This is a genomic window from Providencia sp. M-27 (assembly GCF_011077905.1).
Taxonomy (GTDB): Bacteria; Pseudomonadota; Gammaproteobacteria; order Enterobacterales; family Enterobacteriaceae; genus Providencia; species Providencia huaxiensis.
The window spans coordinates 38205-62790 of the sequence record NZ_JAALBT010000008.1; the positions used below are offsets into that span (position 1 = coordinate 38205).

The 24586-nt window shown below is 42.2% G+C and carries 20 protein-coding genes and 1 tRNA gene; 6 read left to right on the forward strand and 15 right to left on the reverse strand.

Annotation, left to right across the window (positions count from 1 at the left end):
• Positions 1-16 precede the first annotated feature (16 nt).
• The 6 genes from G6Q48_RS12850 to ttrS all read right to left on the reverse strand — a co-directional run bounded on the left by G6Q48_RS12850 (position 17) and on the right by ttrS (position 8116).
• Positions 17-805, reverse strand: a complete 789-nt coding sequence (locus G6Q48_RS12850; RefSeq protein WP_166266841.1) for a PhzF family phenazine biosynthesis protein — start codon at positions 803-805, stop codon at positions 17-19.
• Positions 806-960: 155 nt separating this feature from the next.
• On the reverse strand, positions 961-2490 hold the full coding sequence (locus tag G6Q48_RS12855) for a peptide MFS transporter (protein WP_102139547.1): 1530 nt from the start codon (positions 2488-2490) through the stop codon (positions 961-963).
• 383 nt (positions 2491-2873) lie between these two features.
• Positions 2874-4100 carry a multidrug efflux MFS transporter MdtG gene (gene mdtG / locus G6Q48_RS12860; RefSeq protein WP_102139548.1) on the reverse strand — a complete coding sequence of 409 codons (1227 nt, stop codon included), beginning with the start codon at positions 4098-4100 and terminating at the stop codon, positions 2874-2876.
• A gap of 532 nt (positions 4101-4632) precedes the next feature.
• Positions 4633-5577 carry a Kdo(2)-lipid IV(A) acyltransferase gene (locus tag G6Q48_RS12865; protein ID WP_102139549.1) on the reverse strand — a complete coding sequence of 315 codons (945 nt, stop codon included), beginning with the start codon at positions 5575-5577 and terminating at the stop codon, positions 4633-4635.
• 58 nt (positions 5578-5635) lie between these two features.
• Entirely contained in the window at positions 5636-6232 is a 597-nt protein-coding gene (gene ttrR / locus G6Q48_RS12870) for a tetrathionate respiration response regulator TtrR (protein ID WP_102139550.1), read from the reverse strand.
• 126 nt (positions 6233-6358) lie between these two features.
• On the reverse strand, positions 6359-8116 hold the full coding sequence (gene ttrS / locus G6Q48_RS12875) for a tetrathionate respiration histidine kinase TtrS (protein ID WP_102139551.1): 1758 nt from the start codon (positions 8114-8116) through the stop codon (positions 6359-6361).
• Between the two features lie 254 nt (positions 8117-8370).
• Between ttrS and ttrB the strand changes: the two genes are divergently transcribed.
• The 3 genes from ttrB to ttrA are packed head-to-tail and all read left to right on the forward strand — an operon-like array spanning position 8371 to position 13203.
• Positions 8371-9108, forward strand: coding sequence for a tetrathionate reductase subunit TtrB (ttrB, locus tag G6Q48_RS12880; RefSeq protein WP_036957869.1), 738 nt, complete (start codon positions 8371-8373; stop codon positions 9106-9108).
• Positions 9090-10136 carry a tetrathionate reductase subunit TtrC gene (gene ttrC, locus G6Q48_RS12885; RefSeq protein ID WP_102139553.1) on the forward strand — a complete coding sequence of 349 codons (1047 nt, stop codon included), beginning with the start codon at positions 9090-9092 and terminating at the stop codon, positions 10134-10136. Before ttrB ends, ttrC begins: the two co-directional genes overlap by 19 nt.
• On the forward strand, positions 10129-13203 hold the full coding sequence (gene ttrA, locus G6Q48_RS12890; protein WP_166266843.1) for a tetrathionate reductase subunit TtrA: 3075 nt from the start codon (positions 10129-10131) through the stop codon (positions 13201-13203). The genes ttrC and ttrA overlap by 8 nt, the downstream gene beginning before the upstream one ends.
• Positions 13204-13403: 200 nt before the next feature.
• On the opposite strand, the gene G6Q48_RS12895 is transcribed toward ttrA, so the two are convergent.
• Positions 13404-14411 carry a nickel/cobalt transporter gene (locus G6Q48_RS12895; protein ID WP_229597562.1) on the reverse strand — a complete coding sequence of 336 codons (1008 nt, stop codon included), beginning with the start codon at positions 14409-14411 and terminating at the stop codon, positions 13404-13406.
• Positions 14402-15037: a DUF1007 family protein gene (locus tag G6Q48_RS12900; protein WP_166266845.1), complete on the reverse strand. Its 636-nt coding sequence runs from the start codon at positions 15035-15037 to the stop codon at positions 14402-14404. The genes G6Q48_RS12895 and G6Q48_RS12900 overlap by 10 nt, the downstream gene beginning before the upstream one ends.
• 260 nt (positions 15038-15297) lie before the next feature.
• Here G6Q48_RS12900 and trhO point away from each other — a divergent pair, with 260 nt between their 5' ends.
• Positions 15298-16344: an oxygen-dependent tRNA uridine(34) hydroxylase TrhO gene (trhO, locus tag G6Q48_RS12905; protein ID WP_102139556.1), complete on the forward strand. Its 1047-nt coding sequence runs from the start codon at positions 15298-15300 to the stop codon at positions 16342-16344.
• 328 nt (positions 16345-16672) lie between these two features.
• Entirely contained in the window at positions 16673-17131 is a 459-nt protein-coding gene (locus G6Q48_RS12910) for an Hsp20 family protein (RefSeq protein WP_166266847.1), read from the forward strand.
• A gap of 144 nt (positions 17132-17275) precedes the next feature.
• Here the strand turns inward: G6Q48_RS12910 and G6Q48_RS22060 are convergent, their stop codons facing one another.
• The 7 genes from G6Q48_RS22060 to G6Q48_RS12945 form a co-directional block, all read right to left on the reverse strand.
• The gene (locus G6Q48_RS22060) at positions 17276-17869 is read right to left on the reverse strand and encodes a LuxR C-terminal-related transcriptional regulator (protein WP_181489862.1); all 594 of its coding nucleotides are present in this window, start codon (positions 17867-17869) and stop codon (positions 17276-17278) included.
• Between the two features lie 212 nt (positions 17870-18081).
• Positions 18082-18336, reverse strand: a complete 255-nt coding sequence (gene bssS, locus G6Q48_RS12920) for a biofilm formation regulator BssS (protein ID WP_004909784.1) — start codon at positions 18334-18336, stop codon at positions 18082-18084.
• Between the two features lie 322 nt (positions 18337-18658).
• On the reverse strand, positions 18659-19708 hold the full coding sequence (pyrC, locus tag G6Q48_RS12925) for a dihydroorotase (protein WP_166266849.1): 1050 nt from the start codon (positions 19706-19708) through the stop codon (positions 18659-18661).
• A 212-nt stretch (positions 19709-19920) separates the two neighbouring features.
• Positions 19921-19996 (reverse strand) — tRNA-Asn (locus tag G6Q48_RS12930).
• A gap of 260 nt (positions 19997-20256) precedes the next feature.
• Positions 20257-20700 carry a universal stress protein gene (locus G6Q48_RS12935; RefSeq protein ID WP_166266851.1) on the reverse strand — a complete coding sequence of 148 codons (444 nt, stop codon included), beginning with the start codon at positions 20698-20700 and terminating at the stop codon, positions 20257-20259.
• A gap of 176 nt (positions 20701-20876) precedes the next feature.
• Positions 20877-21935: an HlyD family secretion protein gene (locus G6Q48_RS12940; RefSeq protein ID WP_166266853.1), complete on the reverse strand. Its 1059-nt coding sequence runs from the start codon at positions 21933-21935 to the stop codon at positions 20877-20879.
• A gap of 23 nt (positions 21936-21958) precedes the next feature.
• Positions 21959-23500 (reverse strand): MFS transporter, encoded by a 1542-nt coding sequence (locus G6Q48_RS12945; RefSeq protein WP_102139561.1) that lies wholly within the window; start codon positions 23498-23500, stop codon positions 21959-21961.
• A gap of 153 nt (positions 23501-23653) precedes the next feature.
• Here G6Q48_RS12945 and G6Q48_RS12950 point away from each other — a divergent pair, with 153 nt between their 5' ends.
• Complete coding sequence (locus G6Q48_RS12950) at positions 23654-24556, forward strand: LysR family transcriptional regulator (RefSeq protein ID WP_102139562.1); 903 nt, start codon at positions 23654-23656, stop codon at positions 24554-24556.
• Positions 24557-24586 lie beyond the last annotated feature (30 nt).

Genomic DNA, 24586 nt, shown 5'->3' on the forward strand with positions numbered 1-24586 from the left:
TGTTTGATTTTTAATCTTAAATGTGGATTTCACCTGTTAGGAATAAGACGGCTTTACCTGTTAATTTTACTCGTTCAGAGGTCAGCTCACATTGAACTACTCCTCCGCGTGATGAAATTTGTTGGCCAACTAACTGCAATTTATTCAGCCGGTCTGCCCATATTGGCGCGATAGCACAATGTGAGGTACCGGTTACAGGGTCTTCATCTACCCCTTTTGCTGGGGCAAAATAGCGAGAAACAAAGTCACAGTCGCCATTAGCACTTTCTGCTGTAATTGCTAATCCAGGAAGAGAAAGCTGCGAAAGTTTTAACATATCCGGCTGACAGTCTTGAACGTGCTGTGCACTTTCAAGAAAACACAGGTAACGGTCTTTCGCTATCCAAAGCTCTTTGATTTTAACTCCAAGGATGTCGGCGAGGTGTGGGTACTGGTTTGGGTCGTTTTGTACGGATCCTAGTATTGGGAAATCCAGAGTAAATCCTGGGCCATTTTGCGTCACAACTAGCTCACCGGATAGAGAATTAAATATTAAAGGATGAATATCTTGTTGGAGCACATGATTTAACACAAAGGCAGCGGCAAGTGTTGCATGACCACACAGTTTTACTTCAACTTTAGGGGTGAACCATCGGATATGACGACCGACTAAAAATGCGGTTTCTGATAAGTTCACTTCTGCGGCAATAGCAATGAGCTGTTCATCTGGTAGCCAGTTATCGAGTAACACAACCGCAGCAGGATTACCGTGAAAAAGGGTATCAGTGAAGGCATCAACATAGTAAATAGGGGCGGATAGGCTCATTGAATGATTTCCTAAAGTCATTATGGGACGGTGAGAGAGCAGTATAGCGCCTATTCTATGAAATATAATAAGCAAATTATTAGGGAGTTAATGACGCAGAGGAGGTCCGGTAGCGAGTGAGCTGCTACCGGATAGAGGACAATTAATGAGCGTTATTAAGCATTTGCTTCATTTTTGTCTGCATTTTTAAGCATTTTTCTAACAGGGATAATCAACGCTGCCAATACAATGGCACAGATAACCAGCGCAATAGAGACGTGAGAGAAGAGCTCAGGCATGGAATCTAATTGGTCTTTACGGATGTTACCGCCCATGATGCCCGCAGCAAGGTTACCCAATGCACTCGCACAGAACCATAACCCCATCACTTGGCCGCGCATTTTTTGTGGCGCAAGTAAGGTCATTGTTGCTAACCCGATAGGGCTTAAGCACAGTTCCCCTAATGTCAGTAATAAGATACTGCCAACTAACCAGAAAGGTGAAACGCCACTTTGTGTTGCAAGCACTTGGTTTGCCGCTACCATCATGATAGCAAAGCCGCCAGCAGCAAATAAGATACCAATCACGAACTTGGTCATACTGCTTGGGTTCATATTACGTTTAGCCAGCGAAGGCCAGAACCAGCTAAATACTGGCGCTAATAATATAATGAACAGCGCATTGATTGATTGGAACCAAATGGTTGGGATTTCAAAACTGCCCATTTGACGGTCAGTATAGTCACGAGCAAAGATATTAAATGAAGTCGGTTTTTGCTCAAAGGCTGACCAGAAAAATGCGGCTGCAACTAGTAAAATTAAGCAAGCTAGTAAGCGAGAACGTTCACTGCTGGTTAAGCCGCCAAGGAAGAACATAAATAAGAAATAGATGCCCACACAGGTCGAGATAACATAAGCAGAGCTTTTCGCGATTATTGAGGCATTAAATGGGATAGTACCATTATCAATCAAGACAACCAATATGGCTAATAACACCATGGCAAAGGTCACCCATTTCCCTACATTTTTGCGCTCAACCGTTGGGCGGTTCCATGTGGAATCAAGACCAACTTCTTTATCATAACGGCGCATTTGAGGAATGGCGTAAAAACGGAAGATTAGCAGCGCAATTAACATGCCTAAGCCACCAAGGCCAAAACCTAAATGCCAACCATACTTTTCATGAAGTGGACCAATAATCAACGGGGCAATAAATGAACCCATGTTAATTCCCATATAAAACAGGGAGAAACCGCCATCACGGCGTGTATCTTCTTTCTTATACAGGGTTCCTACCATTACTGTAATACAGGTTTTAAATAGCCCTGTACCCAATACGATGAGTAATAACCCAACGAAAAAGAAGGTGTTTGATAAAAATGCAGACATTGCGATAGACAAATGCCCAAACGCAATGATTAATGAGCCATACCAAACAGCACGACGTTGGCCTAACCAGTTATCGGCTAACCAACCGCCGGGTAATGAGGTGATATAAACTCCACCTGCAAAAATACCAACGATAGCGGAGGCTTGTTCAATGGGTAATTCCATCCCGCCTTGCAATAATGCCGCACTCATAAATAAGATAAGTAACGGTCTAACTCCGTAAAAAGAGAAGCGTTCCCACATTTCTGTGAGGAAAAGCGAACTCAATGGGTATGGATGCCCAAAAAAAGTTTTTGTTTTAGTCGCAGAATTGTTCATCTGTGAACTCCCATAAATACTCTCTTGAGAGGTTGTGCATGATATAAAACACCAAGCCGTGCGCTCGAGTGTCAATTGTTATTGATATGTTAACATGAATATGTGAAACATATTTTTAACATACATTATTATAGAATCACCTATATACAGAATGAATTTATTGTAAAAGGTGTGCTTTTAAGGTGAAAAGTCGATATAACTCTCATTTCTCACGATAAGCTAGGGGAAGATACAGGATTTTAGTTGACAATAAAAGAAAGAATTTTGAATCGATTAAGTTATTTAAAATCAATTGGTTATGTTCATTAAAATTTGATTTTAAGGAAAGTAAGACAATAAAGCCTATAAATCATCTGGTTTCTGTACAAAAAATAGCAAGACGTTTATTGGTCAGTAGGGGAGGCTCGTAGGCCATCAGATTGTCGTCGGATGACTAACCACGAATAGATTAGGTTGAAGAGAACCAATGCCGCGGTGAAAAAGAATACGGCTCTGAAACCATAAGTTGCTGCGACAAAGGACCCCATTAATGGCCCTGTCACGTTGCCAACATCACGCAATGCTTGGTTATAGCTGAAAATACGTCCGGTTACTTGGTGGGAAATATTATAGATAATTAACGTTTGTACCGCAGGTAGTAGTGCCGCATTCAGAGCCCCAAGCATAAATCGGAGAAAACCTAACTCCCAATAACTACTCACTAGCCCCATTGGGAATAAGACAAAAATAGATGCGCCCAGCACGGCGAGTAAAACTTTTTCAGGGCCTATTCGGTCACTGAGTTTACCTAACATGGGCGCACTGATTAAAGCCGCAACTCCAGGAATGGAAGCTATCACACCACTGACAAAGGCCAAGTTTTCAAGGGAATCAGATAAATCACGTACATAAAGCGTGATGACAGGGTTGATTGAGCCCATTGCAGCTTGAATAATCATGGTGGTAAAAAAGAGGCTGATTACTAAATTTTTATTACGTAAAGAGGCAAAAACTTGTTTGCTCGTTAATGCATCTTTGCGCGAAACCGGTGTAAAGCGTTCTCTGACATAAAAAAGCGTGACAAAAAAGCAGATAAACAGCACCGTTGCGGTAATGAAAAAGACGGGGCGTAAGCCATACTGGTCAGCAAGAAAACCGCCAATGAGTGGGCCAATAAGTGCGCCACTTACGGCACCCGTAGCGAGGACGCCCATAGCCCAACCACTTTTTTTCACGGGAATTTGAGTTGCAATCAGCGCGTTAGCATTAGGGACAAAGCCACCCAATAAACCTAATATGGCTCTTAAGGCTAATAATTGCCAAATATTCTGCGCAAAGCCAATTAACACCATAACAATCGCCATGCCCAGCGCAGATCGCAATAGCATTAACTTTCGTCCCTTGCGATCGGATAACCGACCCCAAAAAGGGGCGGCAATAGCAGAAAATAAGAAAGTGATACTAAAAACAGCGCCAGTCCATAAATTCAGCGAAGCATGGTCTTTGACGCCAAGTTCTTCAATATATAACGGGAGAAAAGGCATGATCAGGCTAAAGGCGGCGCCTGTTAAAAAACAGCCAAACCACACGACGTATAGGTTACGTTTCCAATACTCTGTTTTTCCCGTCATATTTATTTTTCCGTCATATTCAGCCCTACAGCGGTATTGGCTTCATTCAGCTCCCCGAGTCACTTTTTCCATCATATTCAGTTCTACAGCGTTGTTGGCTTCATTCAGCTCCCCGAGTCACTTTTCCCGTCATATTCAGTTCTACAGCGTTGTTGGCTTCAGTCAGCTACCCGAGTCACATACTTATGTATGCTCCTCGGGATATCTTCATTTTGCCGCCTAGCTGTAGACCCGACTATTTAGGGAAAACAGTATGAAAAACAGCAAGAAAAGCATCATAAAAAAACAGTTGAAAAATCACGCCATATAGAGAGAACAGTATAAAAAACAGCAAGAAAAGCATCATAAAAAACAGTTGAAAAATCACGCCATATTTAGAGAGAACAGTATAAAAAACAGCAAGAAAAGCATCATAAAAAACAGTTGAAAAATCACGCCATATTTAGAGAAAACAGTATGAAAAACAGCAAGAAAATCATCATAAAAAAACAGTTGAAAAACCACGCCATAATTTATCTGATTACGCTAATGATTAATGATGTATTTTATCTAAATCCCCATATAACGAAGGCTCCCCTTCAGGGCGTGTTTTAAAACGGCGATGTAGCCACATATATTGTTCTGGCGCTCTGAGGATCTCTTTTTCGATAATTTGGTTCATCATGGTTGCGGTAGCCAGATTATCTTCAATTGGGAAATCATCAATGGCAGGTTGAATGATGAGCTCATAGCCTTTACCTGCAGGTAAGCGCCGTGGTGTAAAAGGCACCACTAAAGGAGAGGCAAGACGCAAAATAATTTGTGAACCATTGGTCGTGGCCGCATTTTCTACAGCAAATAACGGTGCAAATGTACTATTGCGAGGGCCGTAGTCATGATCTGGGGCATACCACAAAATTTCCCCATTTTTTAAGTCGCGCACCATGCCTTTCATATCTTTGCGATCTAACATATATTTGTTGGAGCGTAACCGCCCACGGGTTTGTAGCCAATCAAGCAGGTCATTATCATTGGCGCGATATACACCGATCCCCGGATTTAACATGCCAAAGGCACGCGCTCCAATTTCCAAGGTCAAAAAGTGAACGCCGAGGGCGATAATGCCTCTACCTGTTTGGCGGGCAGCAACCGCATTTTCTTCCCCAATGACGTTGACCCAGCGACGAACTCGCCAATCAGGCCAAAACCAAGCCATGCCCGTTTCAAATAAGCCCATGCCGACAGATTCAAAGTTTTTGTCGACACAGCGTTGCCGCTCTTGCTCGCTCATGTCTGGAAAACATAATTGCAAATTGCGCTCTGCGACTTTCACCCGCTTTTTCAAAAAGCGTTTAGAAAATAACCCTAAACGCGTTCCCATCCAATAAATGAGAGGATAAGGCAACAATACAAGAAGATATAATACGCCAATGCCTAGCCAAGTTAGCCAGTAACGAGGGTGGAGGAACCGTTTTTGAAATTTTGGAGCTAGTATCATTGTTATCCGAATATATTAGTCATAAATTAATAAAAAGGTATGATTAAACTATATCAAATTATTCGTTTAAAGCGTTAATTGCCTGCATGGTGCTCATTAACTCAGCTAAGTTACGAACCGCCATTTTTTCCATGACTCGGGACCGATGAACCTCAACGGTACGTACAGAAACACAGGCTGCCTCAGCAATTTCACGGTTAATTAAGCCTTGCAACACATAACCACAGATATCTTTTTCGCGAGGAGTGAGTGTGTCGTAGCGCTGCTGAATTAAATACCCTTCAGTGGCTTTGGTGGTTTGTGATTGAGCTTGTTTTAATGTTTTGGCAAGCAGCTGGCTATCAATGGGTTTTTGTAGAAAATCGACAGCACCGAGTTTCACTTGTTCCACAGCCATCGGGATATCGCCATGGCCAGACAAAAATATCACGGCCAATGTGCTTTGCTGCTCTCTAAGGTGTTGGTGAACTTGCCGGCCATCTAGCTTTGGCATGCGCATATCCAATAACACCACCCCCTCTTGGTGTAGTGCTGCATTTTGGATAAATTTTTCACTGTCATTCCAAACAGTAACGCTATAGCCCAATGTTTCGAGTAAGAATTGGCAGGCATCCGTTACATCGGGGTCATCATCCACGAGATGGATCACTGGCATACATATACCTCGTCGTGTAGAGGGTGACAAAATAAGGTGCTTTATATGACGAGCATTGATTATCGTAATGAAGCCATTGTCACATATAGTTAATGCGAATGTTATCAATTACGTGGCAAAATATGCTTAATCCACGATTTTACTGTGATAATTGAAAATAAGTGTAACCATTAAGCCATGCAACCCATCATCACTCAGGTTATTTTCGATACGAATATCCCCACCTTGGCTTTGGATCAAACGCTGGCAGATCACTAAACCTAACCCTAAGCCTTCTTTTTTAGTCGTGGCAAATGGCGTGATACCTTGCTCTAGTTGCTCGGAAGGCATTCCTCCCGCATTATCCTGCAAAACAAGTAAAAAATGCTGCTGTGAAAAATGAAACTCAAAACGCAGTAGCGTTGCGCCTGCTTGTAAACTGTTACTGATTAAATTGGAGAGCAATTGCTCAAGTAATGTGTCTGGCAACATCAGGGAGATGTCAGGGGTTTCAGGTAAGATTAACCTCGAATTGGGGTAGTGCTGGTCTGCGCGCAATAATTGCCAAATATGGTTAATAGCCTGTTTAACTGATTGTGGGTTTAATGCGACTGCGGGGTCATGGCCCGGTTTACCCGCCCAGAGACGTAAATTACGAATGATGTCGGCTCCACGTTGAGCTTGGTCGTCGATTTTAGTTAAAGCGCTAATTAATGGATGGCTTTCAGACTCTTTAGTCAGGCGTAGAATGCACCCTTGGGCATAATGGCGGATTGCAGACAGCGGTTGGTTTAATTCATGGGCAAATCCAGAAGCCATTTCCCCCAAAATATTTAACCGCTGCGCCTTTTGTAAATTAGCTTCTTGCTCTCGTAAGCGGTCATGTGCTTCTTCTAATTGGCGGCTGCGGCGCCTGACCAAAAAGGCAATCCAAACATGGTTAATACCCAGTAAAACGAAAAATAATGCGACAAGGCTGATAGTGATTTGGTTTTGAATCGTCCAACTGACGATATCCTGCCAGATCTGGCGCTGTTGCGGGTGTTGGTTGACGTCTCTGAGCAAGGTTTCGACTTGAGTCACCGACGCTGGGGCTCCCCAACGCATAGCAGCTTTATCTGTTGATAATAATGTTTTGGTCACTTTGTCGACCAAATTGTCTGGAACTTCACTTAAGGCGGCAAAAGACCAATTTGGATACAGTTCTGTGCTAGTTAAACAAGAGAGAGAGCTTGGGTGTTGAATTAATGGGCGAAATTGTGTTTTATCAATCAACCCTTCGCTATGCATGTTTTCTAATAAACAGACAGGAACTATAGCTGCGGATAATGAATCATCACGCAGTGCGTATAATAATGCATCTGCAGGGAAGCCTAAAAATTGCATTTTAAAGTCTTTGGCAGCGTCGTATCCCATATCCCTTAGCACTTTGTAACCTAACAAATAGCCACCAAAAGCATCAGGTGAAATTGCTCCGACTTTCTTGCCTATTAGGTTTTTAACGTCTGAAATATCACTCTCTTTACGAACTAATATTAAGCTGCCAATAACATTACGCGTTGTGCTGTTGGGCTCCACGTCTGAGCGAAGGGAGAGCAACCAACGTAAATGATAGCGGTTATCTAACTGAATAAATTGGGCAGGGTTCGTCAGCAAAAAATCAATCTTACGATTGGAAATCGCCTCTTTCATCTCATCTAAATTGAGAGGTTGTAATGTAAAACGCTCCCCAGGAATTGATTCATTGAGTGTATCAATCAAAGGCTGCCAATGAGATTGGGTAGAGCTTGGGCCGCGTAAGGCTAATACCCCAATAGTCCACTGGGCCGAAATTGCCGGCAAAGACCACGTCAGTAGCATGATTAACAGTATGTGATACAACGGCCTAGACGATTTTTTTAACATATTTGAGTTATTCGTTGCGTTAGATCAATTTAGCTACGGGTATGTGGTAAACCACAATAGGGCAGTGGCTCCACTCTTCTTACAATGGCACTACAAGTTCTATCAAGGTAACCCAACTGGTTTAAAGAGAAATAACAATTTCAATGGTTATCTTAACGAGACTGCACCCATTGTCAATAACGCATGTAATACAAATAACATATTGATTAATAACTTTTATTTTCGCATTAGCAATGTCAATACTGGAGCCAATTATGGATCTGAGTAAACGAAAATTTCTACAACAAATTGGAGCCGTAACTGCGGGGGCATCATTAATTCCCATTGCAGAAGCAGGGCTCAATTTTTCCCCAACACGCCGAGAAGGCAACCCAGAAAAACGTTATGGAATGTTGATTGATTTGCGCCGCTGTATTGGCTGCCAATCCTGTACAGTAAGCTGCTCGGTTGAAAACCAAACGCCACAAGGCCAATTTAGAACGACAGTGAATCAATATCAAGTCGCAGTGAAAGGCGAAGAAGGGTTCACTAATGTGTTGTTACCTCGTTTATGTAACCACTGTGATAACCCTCCTTGTGTTCCTGTGTGTCCGGTTCAAGCGACTTTCCAACGGGAAGACGGCATCGTTGTCGTTGATAACGAACGCTGTGTTGGCTGTGCTTACTGTGTGCAAGCCTGTCCATACGATGCGCGTTTTATCAACCACTCTACCCAAACTGCGGATAAATGCACATTCTGCGCTCATCGCTTAGAAGTGGGCTTATTGCCAGCTTGTGTTGAATCCTGTGTGGGTGGCGCACGTATTATTGGGGATTTAAAAGACCCTAACAGTACAATTCGTAAAATGCTGACGGAGCACGAGGCTGAAATTAAAGTACTCAAACCGGAAAGTGGCACCTTACCACAAGTTTTCTATATTGGTTTAGATGATGCATTCGTACAGCCGCTGCAAGGCAAAGGGCAGCCCGCATTATGGCAGGAGGTGTTCTGATGAATGGCCAAGTGACTTATATTTCAGAAATTATGGCTCAGCCACAAGAATTCTTCTGGCTTCCTTGGGCGGTACAATATTTCTTCTTCATTGGAATTGCGTCTTGTGCGGTACTGTACGCTTGTTACCTTCATTGGAGAAACAAACCTGAAAACAGCCGCTTAGAGATGATCTCTGTATTTATTGCTATCACAATGGGGATCACTGCCCCGTTAGCATTAACCGCAGATTTACACCAAACCGCAAGGGTATGGCATTTCTACGCACATCCAACAATGTGGTCTTGGATGTGGTGGGGCTCTGTGTTACTACCATTATTCACCACATTTATTGGTTTATATTTTGTCGCGTTAGTGGTGAAACTGATTTGGAAAAAAGAGTTTAAAGCAACGCGTTGGGTAGCCTTGCTGGCTGCGCTTTCAGCGATCGGCTTATTGTTATATACCGGCCGTGAAGCCTCAGTGTTAAATGCACGTCCAATTTGGTATAGCTGGTGGATACCCGTATTGATGTTCCTGAGTGCTCTACAAGTCTTACCTGCTTTGATTGGTTTAGGGGCACGCCGTGAACCTCAATATCAAAATCGCTTAGCCCGCTTCCAAGTGGTGACATTATTGCTGTTCGCCGTGTGTTTTGCGCTATGGCTCTCAGGTGATACGACTTCAGGTATTGCCGTGCGCCAACAGTTAGATACAGCAAGCCCTGGCTGGTGGATGTTGATGGGAGTTTGTGCATTGTGGGTAATCACTTTTGCGATGTCTGTCAGTAATTTAAAAGCGACTCGCTCCATCCCATATATCACTATTTTAGCCTTAGTTTCAATGGCTTTTGCTTGGACGTTACGTTGGATTTTCCTGATGGAAGTTCAAGCGGTTCCAAAATATAACATTATCGCCAATCCATACCATTTCCCATTGGGAACAGATGGATTACTGGCTATCGTCGGTACATTCGGTTTATGGATTGCGTTAACAATTATTGTTCGTGAAGGTGTTCGCTGGTTTGCGAGGAGAGTGCAACATGGCTAAATTCTCAAGACGTCAATGGCTTAAAGGTGGTTTGGTTGTCGGTGGTATCGCATTATTTGGTGCAAGCTACCGTGATGTTGCCAAACGTGCAGTCGATGGCCTGGTTAATGGTACGTCAGGTAAAGTCACTCTTGATCGCATCAATGGTAACTCTTTACGCCCTGAAGGACAGGCGCTGAAAGGCTGGCAAGAAAATCCAGAACAAGTGGTTGCGATGACACAGTGTTTTGGTTGTTGGACTCAGTGTGGTATTCGTGCTCGTGTCGATACAGCAAAAAATGAAGTATTGCGTATCGCGGGGAACCCTTATCACCCACTTTCCCATGAAGAGCACTTTCCTTATGGTATGCCGCTGAAAACCGCATTTAACAAAATGAGCGGTGAGTCAGGCCTCGAGCACAGTTCTACTGCCTGTGCTCGCGGTGCGACGTTAATGGAAGGCTTAACAAGCCCATTGCGTATTCTAGAGCCGATGAAACGTGTTGGTAAACGTGGGGAAGGCAAATGGGAGCGCATCAGCTTTGAACAATTAATTAAAGAAGTGGTTGAAGGGGGCGATCTATTTGGTGAGGGGCACGTGGATGGCTTACGGGCAATTCGTGATTTAGAAACGCCTTTAGACCCATCTCAACCTAAATTAGGCCCAAAAGCTAACCAATTATTAGTGACCAACGCAGGTGATGATGGCCGTGATGGCTTTATCCGCCGCTTTGCTCAAAATGCCTTTGGTAGTAAAAACTTCGGTGCTCACGGTTCTTATTGTGGACTGGCTTACCGTGCAGGCTCCGGTGCACTGATGGATGATTTGGACAAAAATGCCCACGTTAAACCTGATTGGGATAATGTCCGCTTCGCTCTGTTCCTCGGCACATCGCCTGCGCAATCAGGTAACCCATTTAAGCGCCAAGGCCGCCAGTTAGCGACAGCGCGTTTGCGCGATTCATTTAACTATGTGGTGGTTTCACCTGCATTACCATTAACGACGACTTTAGCGAATGACCACGGTCACTGGGTGCCGGTGCAACCGGGCACTGATGCTGCGTTAGTGATGGGGATGATCCGTTGGATCATCGAAAATGAGCGTTATAATGCAAAATACCTCAGCGTGCCAAGTGAAAAATCCATGGAAGCAGCGGGGGAGAAAAGCTGGACTAACTCAACCCATTTAGTGATTACGGATGATAACCACCCATTAGCAGGCAAATTGTTAATTTCTTCTTATATCACAGGAGAAGGTGACAATGAGAAAGCCTATTTAGTGCAAGATGCTGCGGGTGAGTTAAAACTGGCGGATGAAGCCCCTACGGCTGAGCTGTTTGTGACACGCCAAGTGACCTTGCACGATGGCAGTGAAGTGACCGTTAAATCCAGCTTCCAGTGTTTAAAAGAAGCGGCAAACCGTATGACGTTGGAAGAGTACAGCCAGCGTTGCCATGTTCCAGTAAAAACCATTGAATCACTCGGTAAAGCATTAACTTCTTATGATAGAAAAGCCGCGGTTATCTCCCATGGCGGTATGATGGGCGGTAATGGTTTCTACACTGCATGGTCAGTTATCATGCTTAACGCATTGATTGGTAACTTAAACTTAAAAGGCGGTGTCTCTGTTGGTGGCGGTAAATTCAACGGGGAAAACGATGGACCACGTTATAAAATTGCCAGCTATAAAGGTAAAGTGAAACCTAAAGGTGTGGTGTTATCGCGCAGTAATGAAGTGTATGAAAAGTCAGATGAATTCAAAGCGCGCCAAGCGGCAGGTGAAAGCCCATATCCTGCAAAAGCGCCTTGGTACCCGTTTGCGAAAGGCCAACTGACCGAGCAACTAGCATCTGCCTTGATGGGGTACCCCTACGCACTGAAAGCGTGGATCACCAATATGACTAACCCTGTATACGGTATCGCAGGTATTCGTCAGGTGATGGAAGAAAAACTGAAAGACCCAAAACATTTACCGCTGATTATTGGTATTGATGCCTTTATGAATGAAACCACGGCATTAGCAGATTATATTGTGCCGGATACCCATAATTTCGAAAGTTGGGGGTTCAGCGCACCCTGGTCTGGTGTGCAGGTCAAAGCCAGTACGGCACGTTGGCCAATTGTTGAGTCACGTACAGCTAAAACCGCGGATGGCCAGCCGGTTTCGATGGAAAGTTTCTGTATCGCTGTAGCGAAAGAACTTAATTTACCAGGCTTTGGCGATAACGTGATTGAGGACATGGATGGCAACATGCATTCACTCAATACAGCGGAAGACTATTACTTAAGAGTGGCTGCCAATATGGCGTGGTTAGGGGAAAAACCAGTCCCTGAAGCCGCAACAGAAGATATCCAAATCAGTGGCGTGGAGCGCATTTTACCGGCTATTACGCGGACTTTAAAACCGGAAGAAGTGCGTCGTGTTGCCTATATTTTCACACGCGGTGGTCGTTTTGCACCTTATGAAAAAGCATGGGATGGCGATGCAACAGGCCCTCAGTGGAAAAAAGGCCTACAAATTTGGAACCCAACGGTGGCAATTAACCGCCATGCTATAACCGGTGAGCGCTATAGTGGTTGCCCGACCTATTATCCACCACGTATGGCAAATGGCGATGATGTGAATACGGTATTCCCAGAAAAAGAGTGGCCGTTGAAACTGATGTCATTTAAATCCCATGTCATGAGCAGTTCAACGACTGTTATTGAACGTTTACGCCATGTGAAACCGACGAACCTTGTCGCTATCCACCCGGATGACGCTGCGAGAATGGGGGTAACACATGGAGATTGGATCCGCATCACCACTCCGGGTGGCCATGCTGAAGCCCAAGTGAGTGTTCTTGATGGCGTAATGCCTGGTGTGCTTGCAATTGAACATGGCTATGGACACACAGAAATGGGGGCGAAGCAGCATTATCTTGATGGCCAACCAATGCCAATGAATGCGGCAAATGGCTCAGGAATTAACTTAAATGACCTTGGGTTCGCTGACCCAACGCGTGAAGTCGCCAACACGTGGTTAGATTGGGTCTCGGGGGCATCGGTTCGCCAAGGCTTACCAGCTCGCATTGAGTTAATTGGTTAAATGAAGTAGTAAGGATGGTTAGTGATGAGGACCTGCATAGCTTTATCATTAGCCATCTGGTAGTTGGCAATAAAATTGGAAGTTGTAATAGTTGGAAGTTGTAATAAGTAGTAAGCAGTTGACATTGCGCATAAAACGGTGTTACTGCACCGTGACTTCGGCAAATGCCTGGGAGGGGGAGCCCTCCCTTTTTTAATGGTTTATCGCAACAGCGGGGAAACCGATTGTTCTAAGCCAATACTCTGTAACATCAAAACGCCCATCAAAATAAATAAAAGACCTGCCAAAATTTTCAGTGTGATTGCCCAATATGGGGAAAGTGACTTTCCTTTTAAGCGTGATACCCGAACGGCATTATCACGCATTAAATGAACAAAAATAGCGATTAAACAAATAGTTAATGCAGTCCCCATAGCCATTGCTAAGGCTGCGATAACCCCCCACGCATATACCTCAATGACATAAGAAAACAGCAATACAAGAATTGCCCCGGAACAAGGGCGAATACCCATCGATAAGATAATCAATAGCTTACTTTTAAAACTGGATTGCAATTGATGGGATTGGATAACGTGTTGGTGTCCACAGCCACAGTTGTCTGAGTGGCTATGGACTTTTGTTTTACTTATTGCTTTCGTTGAAGAATTCAATGGTTGAATGCTTTTTATCGTGAGTGGCGCCAAGTGTTTTGATTTGCGGATTGACCAGCTACGACGCAGTGCGCTGATGCATAAATAACTACCTAGCAAAATGACAAATAGATAACTGGTTTGCTCGGCATATAAACTGGCTTGGTTGAGATGTTTAGTAGAGAGTTGGAATAGGATCAAGACTAAGGAAACTAAAGTGATCGCAACAAGCCCTTGTAAGAGTGAGGCTAGTAAACTAATGATAACACTCTGCTTTAAATGAGTTGCTTGAGTTGCAATATAAGTGGTGATAATTAATTTTCCATGTCCCGGGCCAAGGGCATGCAAAAAGCCATAAGCAAAACTAGCAACCACCAGTAACCCGCCTGCATACCATGGGCGAGAAGTGGTTTCTTGTAATAGGTAAGATAGCCCTTGGTTTAACTGTTTTTGCCAAGCAAAGCTAAGTTGTAGCCATGATCCCCAGTGGGTAAATAGCTGCCAAGCGGCATAGGTAGCAAGCCCCATAAACAGCGCAGTGATTATTAATTTTGGTGTGCGTAAAGGCATTATGGACATTGAATATCAACCCGTTGTGCAAACTGTTTGCCAAGTGCCAAATCTTCTTCTGGGTTATCACTTTTATCTAAGGAAAAAGCGTAGGCGCGCATTGAGTCGGTGACATTTGCTTCTTGTAGTTCCATCTGGCAATTTGCGGCAATATCCAAAGGCAGGTGAATTTGCTGTTTATTTGGGTAAGTCATGCTGACGTAGAAAGTTGGGTCGTAAGTTTGAATTTCTATGTGGGAACCAGTAATAGGCAAGGGCTGCATAAAGGAAGCGGTAAAGAAAAAAACTAAAGAAAAGCCATCTTTTTCTAAATGATAGCTATCAGGAATACGTTTAAAGCTGACTTTCTTTCCTTGATAATAAAAGTCAGTGAAATAATCCTGCATCAACACATTCGCCATAATAATAGCTTCTTGCTGTTTCCAACGCGGGTCATCCGGTTTGATACCTTTTAATTCATATGCGATATCCGCTGATGTCATTGGGTCCATTTTCCAAACATAGCTAATCCCTGAATATTTATCTTGTTTACTTTCAAGGGAAATTTGCATCTCAATAAAACTATGAGGGTGTGCCGCTGCGTGTGGAGCAACCATAAACAGAAATAAAAAATAGAAAGGAAAAAATCGCATCATTCAGTCAGCTAAATTGTTTTATCAAAAAAATGTTATAACATAACGAAGCGCAAACTAAAAAGAAAAATATCCGCTGATGATTGAAAATAGTATCTAAACGATTAGTTAATACTTTCATCACAATAACCCTGCAAATAAAGGGTTTTTTATTAACAAAATAACAGCGATAATATTTAATAATGGTCAAGTGTGGACACTTCGTGGACACCATCCGATTTTTGCTTTAGAAATTAACTCGTTACAAAGGAAAAGAGAACACCATGCCAGTGTTACATAATCAAGTTTCAAATAAAATTTTAAAAGAGCGTATGTTGGCTGAAACTGAGCCTCGTACCACAATCTCTTTTTATAAGTATTTCACTATTCAAGACCCAAACGAATTTCGCAATCAATGGTATCAACAATTTAAATCATTAAGCGTTTTTGGGCGTGTTTATATTGCCAAAGAAGGTATTAACGCCCAAATTAGTGTGCCTGAATCCAATGTGAACGCATTGCGCGAGCTTATCTATGCAACAGACCCCGCATTAGAAAACCTACGTTTAAATATTGCGATTGATGATGACGGTAAATCGTTCTGGGTGCTGCGCATGAAGGTCCGTGAGCGTGTGGTAGCTGACGGTATTGATGACGAAACATTTAACCCAGCAAATACGGGGCAATATCTAAAAGCTCATGAAGTGAATGAGATGATTGATGACCCAAATACTGTTTTCGTCGATATGCGAAATCATTATGAGTATGAAGTAGGGCGTTTTGATAATGCAATTGAAATACCGTCAGATACGTTTAGGGAGCAACTGCCAATGGCGGTTGAAATGCTGCAAGAGCAAAAAGACAAAAACGTTGTAATGTATTGTACTGGTGGGATCCGTTGTGAAAAAGCCAGTGCCTATATGCTGCATAACGGCTTCAAAAATGTCTACCATGTTGAAGGTGGGATTATTGAATACGCACGTAAGGCGAAAGAACAAGGCCTACCTTTACGGTTCAAAGGGAAAAACTTTGTTTTTGACAACCGCATGGGTGAGCGTATTACAGAGGACACATTAGCACAATGCCACCAATGTGGGGCTCCTTGTGATGCGCATACCAATTGCCGTAACGATGGTTGCCATTTGTTGTTCATTCAATGCCCTAGCTGCGCAGAAAAGTATGAAGGTTGTTGCAGTTCATCTTGTACAGAAGAAATGAAACTTCCAGAGCAAGAACAACGGGCACGCCGTGCAGGTCGTGAAGTCAGTAATAAAATCTTTAATAAGTCACGTCACCGTTTATCCGATGGGTTATTAAATAAAGATAACTAGTTATTGATATTCTCGATAATAAGACAGCCCTATAATTAGGGCTGATTAGAGCAAGATAAAATTAATTGAAATAAAAAATTTATTTCATTCGATGTCATCACGTTGCTTATACCCCATGCATTTTGTATGAAATTCATGGGGTTTTTGTTAATGGTTTACAGCTGGTAACGCCATTTTGTAAAGAAGTGTAATTTAAGGCTTGAAATACGCGTAACTGGCACTATATAAGAATTGCACCAAGAAAGAGCATTATTCCATACTAGGTACACAGGTAATGGTGCATAGTCGTACGTGTTTAGATTGATATAAAAATATTGAAGGAGAAATTATGTCTAACATTAGATCTTTTTCATTATTCCCAACATTATCCGATAGCCTACTTTCTAACAGATTTGACCAAATGGATCGTTTGTTTAGCCAGCTAACAGGTAATAGGCCTTTAACTTCAGAGCATCCGTATAATTTAAAACAAGTAAATGAAACAAGCTATCAATTAACGGTTAGTGTTCCTGGCTATAAGGAAGAGGACTTAAGCGTATCCCTAAAAGGTGGGAAATTGTATATTCAAGGTGAGCAATCAGCAGAATTAGTTAATGATTCTGAGAAATGGATCCATCAAGGAATAACGCAAAGTAAGTTTTCCCTTGAGTTTAACCTCGGTAAAAATGTGAAGATAGAAAGTGCTGAGTTATCTAGTGGTTTACTAACTCTGGATATTGAATATGAAATCCCGGATGAAGAAAAACCTCGAGTTATCGCTATTGAAAATAAAGATATAAAATCATAGAACTAAAATTTATGGCCCGTCAGCAGTTAGAGTGACTTTATAACGATGGACACTTTTGTTGACCGGTTTGCAAGGCCTGATTTCGCTATTTAAACGGAGTCAGGCCTTTTAGTTTTGTTTCAGTCAATTTAAATTAAAACATTTTTAATATAAATATTTAAATACATTATATATAAAAAATAACTCAATTCTATTTTTGACGAAAACTTTCGAGGCTATATGCCTTTTTTGTGAATAAACAGTACTGTTACTGATCCCTAACTTTCGAGAAATAATATGATTAGGCGTCTCATTCATCCAATTATTAATAATGTTTTGTTCTTTAATTGTAAAAATGGATGAATCTATATTATTAGCAAGTTTGGTAATTTTTTCGATTTGCTCATGGTCTTGAATAACTCTATCAAGCGTTTGAATAATAATGCTTTTTGATAGGATGAAATAATTATCTTTTAATAGTAATGGGTTGTTTGTTTGTGGGTAAGGGGCATTTATATAAATATAAAAACGTGTATTATTAGCATTGTTTAATAACTGCTGTAGGATAGGGCAGTAATTAGAGTAATTACAATAGTATGTAAGATTCACTAATATAATACTTGGTAGTTCTGTGTTTATAAAACCAATGGCTTCTTTTATACATCCTGTACTAATAAATTCGAGTTTTTTATTTTTGGATAAATATTCTGTAATGCCAAGACGTGTATAATAACATTCATCAATAACTAATATTCGCATTGGAACATCCTTGTTCAAGAAGATATCTTACAATAAATTGGAATTGATAGAGAAGTCAACCAAGGATTAATAAAAACAATAAATAGTGTTCTTATTTACAATTGCAAATTATTAATTAATTGATAAGGTAATTATATAAGGATATATAATTACCCATATGGATGAATATATAAATAAATGGATATTAGTGACACTAATATCCATTTATTTCCCTAGTGTGTTTTAAAACCAAGCTCGACATATTCACCTGACTCTATCTTGTCTACGCCAGCTTGGAGAATATGAATGAGTTGTTTAGCCACATCAGTCGTTAGCCACATGGTTTTATCCACAATAGCGTCACCTGTGTGTTTATCTTGTTCAGGGAGGTAGTGCAAACGCAACATCATAGCGTCGTAATCATCGACTGTGCTGATGTCCCAGCCAACTACTGGGTGGGTTTGAATGACATCATTTTTTTTATTCATATAAACCTCCTAATCAAACATCGTGATAAATAATAAATATCTATAACTGACTAAGAGCAATGATCTCGTGATGAGTCCACTTTCAGTATAAGGAGATTTCACCAATAATAAAGCAAATAAAACATTTTTTTTGTTTATATGACAGAAAATGCATAAAGTGAATCATTATGTTCGTCGGCAAGTGTCATCAATTGTGAAAATACACAAGGAAAATCAATTTATTGATCTTTAATTGACCATGCTAAGTCAGTAAATTATGTTTTTATCCTACTTAGCTAATAATGATATGGGAAGTCATTTTAACTTCCCATTGACGTGTTCACTACTGGCCCAGAGAAATTGTCCAGCGAGCGTCTTCTCCTGCTAAGAAAGGAACTAATTTATCATTGCAGCAGTCAATCGATTCACAAATGATATTTTGCTCTTTAGTTAGCGTGATGGTTCCTTCATTCACGGGTAAGTTATAGAATTTAGGGCCATTTAATGAACAAAAAGCTTCGAAATGTGCTAAAGCCCCGAGTTCTTCAAAAACACTTGCGTAAGCCGCTAATGCAGTAGGAGCGTTAAAGACCCCAGCGCAACCGCAGGAAGACTCTTTACGTGACTGTATGTGTGGTGCGGTATCGGTACCAAGGAAGAAACGCTCACACCCTGAAGCAACGGCTGCACGTAGTGCTTCTTGGTGCACATTTCGTTTCAAAATAGGCAAGCAAAATAAATGCGGTCTTACACCACCAACTAACATGTGGTTACGATTAAACATTAAATGTTGAGGTGTCAAAGTTGCAGCTGTAAATTCATTTGCTTCTTGGACATACTGAGCCGCTTCTTTGGTGGTTATGTGCTCAAAAACAATTTTCAGTTTTGGGAACTGTGCCCGTAGTGGCAACATAACTTGTTCAATAAACAGCGCTTCTCGGTCAAAAATATCGATATGGCTTGCAGTGACTTCACCATGGATAAGCAGTGGCATTCCTGCTTCTTCCATTGCTGCTAATACGGGGTAAATCTTTTTAATATCAGATACGCCATGGCTAGAGTTAGTTGTTGCATTAGCCGGGTAGAGTTTACAGGCCGTAAATACCCCTTCGTTAAACCCACGAATGACTTCAGTAGGATCTGTGCTATCAGTAAGGTAGCAAGTCATTAAAGGGGTAAATTGATGCCCTTCGGGAACTGCTTTTAGAATGCGCTCACGGTAAGCCTTTGCGGCTTCAATCGTTGTGATTGGCGGAACTAAATTCGGCATGACAATTGCACGGCCAAAAAATTCACTGGTATAGGGAACGACCGTTTTTAACATATCATCATCGCGAAAATGAACATGCCAATCATCAGGGCGGCGGATCGTTAGGGTAGTTACAGTTGTCATTAAACCGGCTCCATAAGGGAAGAGTGAATGATGAGCGAGTGCTCAAGCCGGAATAGAATGATAAAGGTAAAGTGAAAAAATAGCTATGAGAAATCGCGATTATAGCGTATTTCAGAGGCAGATCGCGCAAAAGACGTAAATAGGTTAATTATTCAAATCGTTTAATAGCAAAAAACCTGCTTAAGTTTCCTTAAGCAGGTTTCTCTAAATTTTGGCTCCTCCAGCTGGACTCGAACCAGCGACATACGGATTAACAGTCCGCCGTTCTACCGACTGAACTATGGAGGAACTCCTTGGTACGCAGAGGATATTAGCTTTCTCTTACTGTATTGTCAAAGGAGAATAGCGAAAAAAATGTTTGTTTGCCTGTTATCTGTGCGAACTGTCGGAAGTTTGATCGAAAATAGGCTAGTGGTGATAAATCAAAGCGATACACTAACGAAAGGCGTGTCACAAATCTGTGTTGATGGGCTGTATATTATTTTGATTTTAGTGGCTAACTGCGGTTAACCACTGGGTAATAGCTGGATATCATTTACCAGAAATATCTACAGTGGAATGACGAGAACGGGTCGGGTGATATCGTCGAGTAAACTACGAGTCACCGAGGTATTAAGCCAGCGCCCAAGTGAAGAAAGATGACGATGAGAAATGATTAATAACTCACAATTATACTTTTCCATTTTCTTGGGGATGGTATTGATAGGTGTACCCGCCGCGAGTAGCCCTTCGGCTTTAAACCCCATGTTGTTTAAGGCGGTTGTGACTTCTTTTAACTGTTTTTGTGCCAAAGCTTCTTCTTTTTGCGCGGCAGGGTATTCATCCCACTCATCACTCTCTTTAGTTAATCCAGTACAGCTTAGTGCAAAGGTATTATCAACAACAGTTAATACAATGACATTGCTGACGCAGCCAGCCATGCGTTGCATAAAGCTAAGGGCATTACTGCTATTTTCAAAGCTGTCGACCGCTAACAATACATTATTAATCATGATTATTTCCTAATAAGCGACCTAAATAGCGCTCTTAAAGTTAGATTCCCCTTTCTTCCAATCCCCTTTGGCAAGCAGCGAGGTTTTGGGGCCATCCGTTCATTGATAAATTTAAAACAACCCACCATTCGGTGGGCAAAGTTGCTGAGTTCTGTGTGGTAGCCCAGTTTTGTTCATCAGCGGCTCCCATCCAGTGTATTAATGGTGACATCTGCGGACATGCCCACACGTAATGCATCCATCATCGCAGCGTGGTCGGCGTTGCTATCAAAAATAATTTTTACAGGTATACGCTGTACAATTTTAGTGAAATTACCTGTCGCATTTTCTGGGGCTACGGGGGAGAAACTTACACCAGACGCTGGCGCAATACTGTCAACATAGCCTTTCAATATTTTCCCTGGGAAGGTGTCTATACTGATATCAACAACTTGGCCGTGAGTAATATTTTCCAATTGAGTTTCTTGATAATTCGCGATGATGTAGAGCTTGTTTTGGGGAACTATGGCCATTAAGGCATCACCTGGCTTGACAAACTCACCGACACGCAAACTTTTTTTACCAATTATGCCTCCAATGGGCGCAGTAATACGGGTGTAGGAGAGGTTAAGCTCGGCCATCTCTTTTTTAGCTTGTGCTAATGTCAATTCAGCATTGCTATCGGCCTGTTTTGCTTCTAATACTTGCAACATATTTTTGGCTGCTTTTAATGATGCTTCGGCTTGTGCAACACTTGCTGTCATTGTTTGTACACGTGTGGTTGCTTGTTGTGCAGCTTGTTGTGAGCCAGCACCGGTATTTGCCATTTTGTGGTAGCGAATTTTTTCTTGGTGCGCAAATTGCAGTTCAGCTTTTGCCGATTGTAGTTGGGCTTCTGCTGCAGCGATCAAGGCTTGCTGACGTGTTAAATTGGCTTTTGCATCATCTTGACGTGCGTGAGCGGATTGCTCTTGTGCAGCCGCTTGAGAAAGTGCAACCGTGAATTCTCTAGGGTCAATGACGGCTAATAATTCACCTTCTTTAACCCATTGGTTATCTTGTACAAGGACTTCGGTCACTACGCCTGAAATTTGTGGTGAAATACGTGAAATATCTGCACGGATATAGGCATCATTGGTATTTTGAGCGGTTTTTTTAATCGCGAACTTATTAATTAATAACCCTCCCATCAAAACAGCAATAGCGGTGATAGCCAGAGCGACATTTTTATTAATTTTTAATTTGATCTTACTCATTCTAATTTCCTGATAATCAATAACTAAGCAGCGGCAACAGACCGCGGTGGGTAAATACGAGTCGGCATCACTAAAATTAGCCCGGTTAATAACAGTGCCAAACCAGAAACTAGCAAATATAGGTCTGAGCTAGCTAAAACATGCCCTTGGTTTGAGGCGAGTTTAGTGAGTTCACCGATAGAGTTTGTGGCAGTATCGCGATAAGTACTGCCGTAGCTGTCAGCAATTACGCCCGAATGGAAATCGCCTCGCTGGCGGCTTAACAGGGCGATTGCTCCCCCAGCAGCCGTTGCCGCAAAACCTTTAACGGCATTAAACCAAGCCGCAGCAAAGGGGCCATCAGTGGGCAATAACCCACCTGTTGCCATCATCAACAGCGGAATGACGGCCATGGGTTGTGCTACGGCTTGCAAGAGGGAAATCATTCTAAAGTTGTCGCCATTCCAATCAGGAGTCAGCTGCGATGCGAGAACACAAGCGGCTGCCATCAAAAGTAAACTCATGGCGAGTACCCAACGGCAATCAACTTTTGGGGTATTACAAATAATGGCAATGATAGGGAGCGTAATGAGTTGTGGAAGTGATACCCATAGCATCATGTCTGAGGTTTGTTCTAGGCGATACCCTTGAATAGCCGATAAATAGCCAGAGGTAATATTCACCAAAGAAACCATAATCAACAACACACCACCCAGGGTGATTAATGAGAACGACAGGTTTCGTTTGCCAAGTAACTGTAAATTGAAAAAGGGTAATGGGTGATACCACTCGTTTATCAAAAACAGGGCTAATAGGCCAAGGCCACCAATTAATAAAACATAAATTAATGATGAATTTAGCCAATCAAGGCGTTCCCCTTGAGAAATCCCCACAGTGAGCATGGCAAGAGCACTTCCACCCAGAAGTAAACCTCGCCAGTTAAACTGTTTGAGTCGTTCTAAGCGTAGAGGGTCTTGCGGCAAACCAAAGCCAATGCAGATGGTGGCTATCGCCATAAGAGGCAAATTCCAATAAAAATATCCACTCCATCCCCAGTGGAAGGCAAAAGCGGCTGCAGTGGCACCAAAAGTAGCACTCCAGGCAGAAACCCAGCCATAAGCCCCTAAACCTAAAACTTTAATAAGCGGAGGCATAAAACGCAGCACTACCGTCATTAACATCGGTGGGAGAGCGCCGCCAGCAAAGCCTTGTAAACTACGTATTGTCAATAGAAGGGCATAATGGTCTCCAAGCCATGGTGTAATTAACCCGCCAATCAGATAAATAGAGCACATAACAAGAGCCACACGACGTAGTGAGAATGTCGGCCAAAAGCAAGGCGTAAATCCTGAACCAATTACAAAACCGGTTACATAACAAGTGATTAACCAACTGCCAGTATCGATATTTAATGCCATTGCGCCCTGAATATCGCCTAGAGCGAATTTACTGGCGTTTTCTCCCACGCCACTCGCCATTACCGCTAAAAAAACACCAAATAGCCCCATCCATGTGCGACCACTGATCTCACTCGCGCTGGCTATCCATTTGTTTTTTTTGGGCTGCGTGATAGACGCATCAACCATTTCAAACTCCTGCTATTTAAAAATTTGTTCTGTCATTTTTCAGCAGTAGTATCTAAACTTTACTAAATTGTTTAAAATGAAATGATGTAATTAAATTATTGCATAAAACGCAATCCACTAATAAGGAGGGCTGCAAAGGGGCGAGGAGGATAAATGCCACAAAAAATTGATTTCAATTTGATTTATGCGTTGAATTTATTATTGGAAGAGGGGAGTGTAGGAGGGGCAGCCGAAAAAATGAATTTAAGTGCTCCCGCTATGAGCCGAATTTTAGGGCGAATTCGTGAGCAATTTAATGACCCGATCCTCGTCAGGGCGGGGCGTAAATTAGTACCAACACCGAGAGCATTAGAACTAAAAGAACAACTTAGCCATATTATTGCTCAAGCAGAAGCGCTAATTGATCCTGACGAATTATTCAATCCAAAAACATTAGAAAGAACATTTGTTATTCGTGCGAATGATATTTTTATTGGTGCTTTAGGAGGCGGGTTATTAGAAAAGCTGAGGGAACTCGCTCCACAAAGCCGTTTAGTTTTTATCGCAGAAAGCGATACAGAAGATGATTCTTTGCGTAGTGGTAAGGTAGATTTAGTTATCGGTTCTTCCCGAGATTGGCACCCTGAAATTAAGGCTCAGAGCTTATTCACCAGCACTTTTCAGGCACTAGTTCGCCCAGGGCACCCGATTATCGGGCAGGTGACGCCTGAAAGTTTAACACATTTCCCGCATATCAGCGTATCACGCAGAGGGCGTACGCTTGGGCCAATTGATGACGCATTACGCGACCTTCAATTACAACGCAATGTTGTGTTGACCTTACCTAGCTTTCATTCAGCCATGATGCTAACAATGAACTCTGATTATATTTTGCCGCTCCCTCGTCATGTGCTGCAAGGGGTAAAGAGTGTTAATTTGCCGTTGGTTGAGATTGAACTTCCCTTGGAGTTAGAATCGATATTCATCGTGCAAGCATGGCATCCAAGGTTGGACAGAGACCCTGCACATCAATGGCTGCGCCAGACGATTAAACAATTTTTTCTAGAGAAAGAATAACGTTTTATTTTTATGGTAGGCGCTTAGTAT

What these genes read in the sequence shown, in the direction of transcription:
- G6Q48_RS12850 (WP_166266841.1), bottom strand. Translation starts at nt 805, where the DNA reads ATGAGCCTATCCGCCCCTATTTACTATGTTGATGCCTTCACTGATACC.
- G6Q48_RS12855 (WP_102139547.1), bottom strand. Translation starts at nt 2,490, where the DNA reads ATGAACAATTCTGCGACTAAAACAAAAACTTTTTTTGGGCATCCATAC.
- mdtG (WP_102139548.1), bottom strand. Translation starts at nt 4,100, where the DNA reads ATGACGGGAAAAACAGAGTATTGGAAACGTAACCTATACGTCGTGTGG.
- G6Q48_RS12865 (WP_102139549.1), bottom strand. Translation starts at nt 5,577, where the DNA reads ATGATACTAGCTCCAAAATTTCAAAAACGGTTCCTCCACCCTCGTTAC.
- ttrR (WP_102139550.1), bottom strand. Translation starts at nt 6,232, where the DNA reads ATGCCAGTGATCCATCTCGTGGATGATGACCCCGATGTAACGGATGCC.
- ttrS (WP_102139551.1), bottom strand. Translation starts at nt 8,116, where the DNA reads ATGTTAAAAAAATCGTCTAGGCCGTTGTATCACATACTGTTAATCATG.
- ttrB (WP_036957869.1), top strand. Translation starts at nt 8,371, where the DNA reads ATGGATCTGAGTAAACGAAAATTTCTACAACAAATTGGAGCCGTAACT.
- ttrC (WP_102139553.1), top strand. Translation starts at nt 9,090, where the DNA reads ATGGCAGGAGGTGTTCTGATGAATGGCCAAGTGACTTATATTTCAGAA.
- ttrA (WP_166266843.1), top strand. Translation starts at nt 10,129, where the DNA reads ATGGCTAAATTCTCAAGACGTCAATGGCTTAAAGGTGGTTTGGTTGTC.
- G6Q48_RS12895 (WP_229597562.1), bottom strand. Translation starts at nt 14,411, where the DNA reads ATGTCCATAATGCCTTTACGCACACCAAAATTAATAATCACTGCGCTG.
- G6Q48_RS12900 (WP_166266845.1), bottom strand. Translation starts at nt 15,037, where the DNA reads ATGATGCGATTTTTTCCTTTCTATTTTTTATTTCTGTTTATGGTTGCT.
- trhO (WP_102139556.1), top strand. Translation starts at nt 15,298, where the DNA reads ATGCCAGTGTTACATAATCAAGTTTCAAATAAAATTTTAAAAGAGCGT.
- G6Q48_RS12910 (WP_166266847.1), top strand. Translation starts at nt 16,673, where the DNA reads ATGTCTAACATTAGATCTTTTTCATTATTCCCAACATTATCCGATAGC.
- G6Q48_RS22060 (WP_181489862.1), bottom strand. Translation starts at nt 17,869, where the DNA reads ATGCGAATATTAGTTATTGATGAATGTTATTATACACGTCTTGGCATT.
- bssS (WP_004909784.1), bottom strand. Translation starts at nt 18,336, where the DNA reads ATGAATAAAAAAAATGATGTCATTCAAACCCACCCAGTAGTTGGCTGG.
- pyrC (WP_166266849.1), bottom strand. Translation starts at nt 19,708, where the DNA reads ATGACAACTGTAACTACCCTAACGATCCGCCGCCCTGATGATTGGCAT.
- G6Q48_RS12935 (WP_166266851.1), bottom strand. Translation starts at nt 20,700, where the DNA reads ATGATTAATAATGTATTGTTAGCGGTCGACAGCTTTGAAAATAGCAGT.
- G6Q48_RS12940 (WP_166266853.1), bottom strand. Translation starts at nt 21,935, where the DNA reads ATGAGTAAGATCAAATTAAAAATTAATAAAAATGTCGCTCTGGCTATC.
- G6Q48_RS12945 (WP_102139561.1), bottom strand. Translation starts at nt 23,500, where the DNA reads ATGGTTGATGCGTCTATCACGCAGCCCAAAAAAAACAAATGGATAGCC.
- G6Q48_RS12950 (WP_102139562.1), top strand. Translation starts at nt 23,654, where the DNA reads ATGCCACAAAAAATTGATTTCAATTTGATTTATGCGTTGAATTTATTA.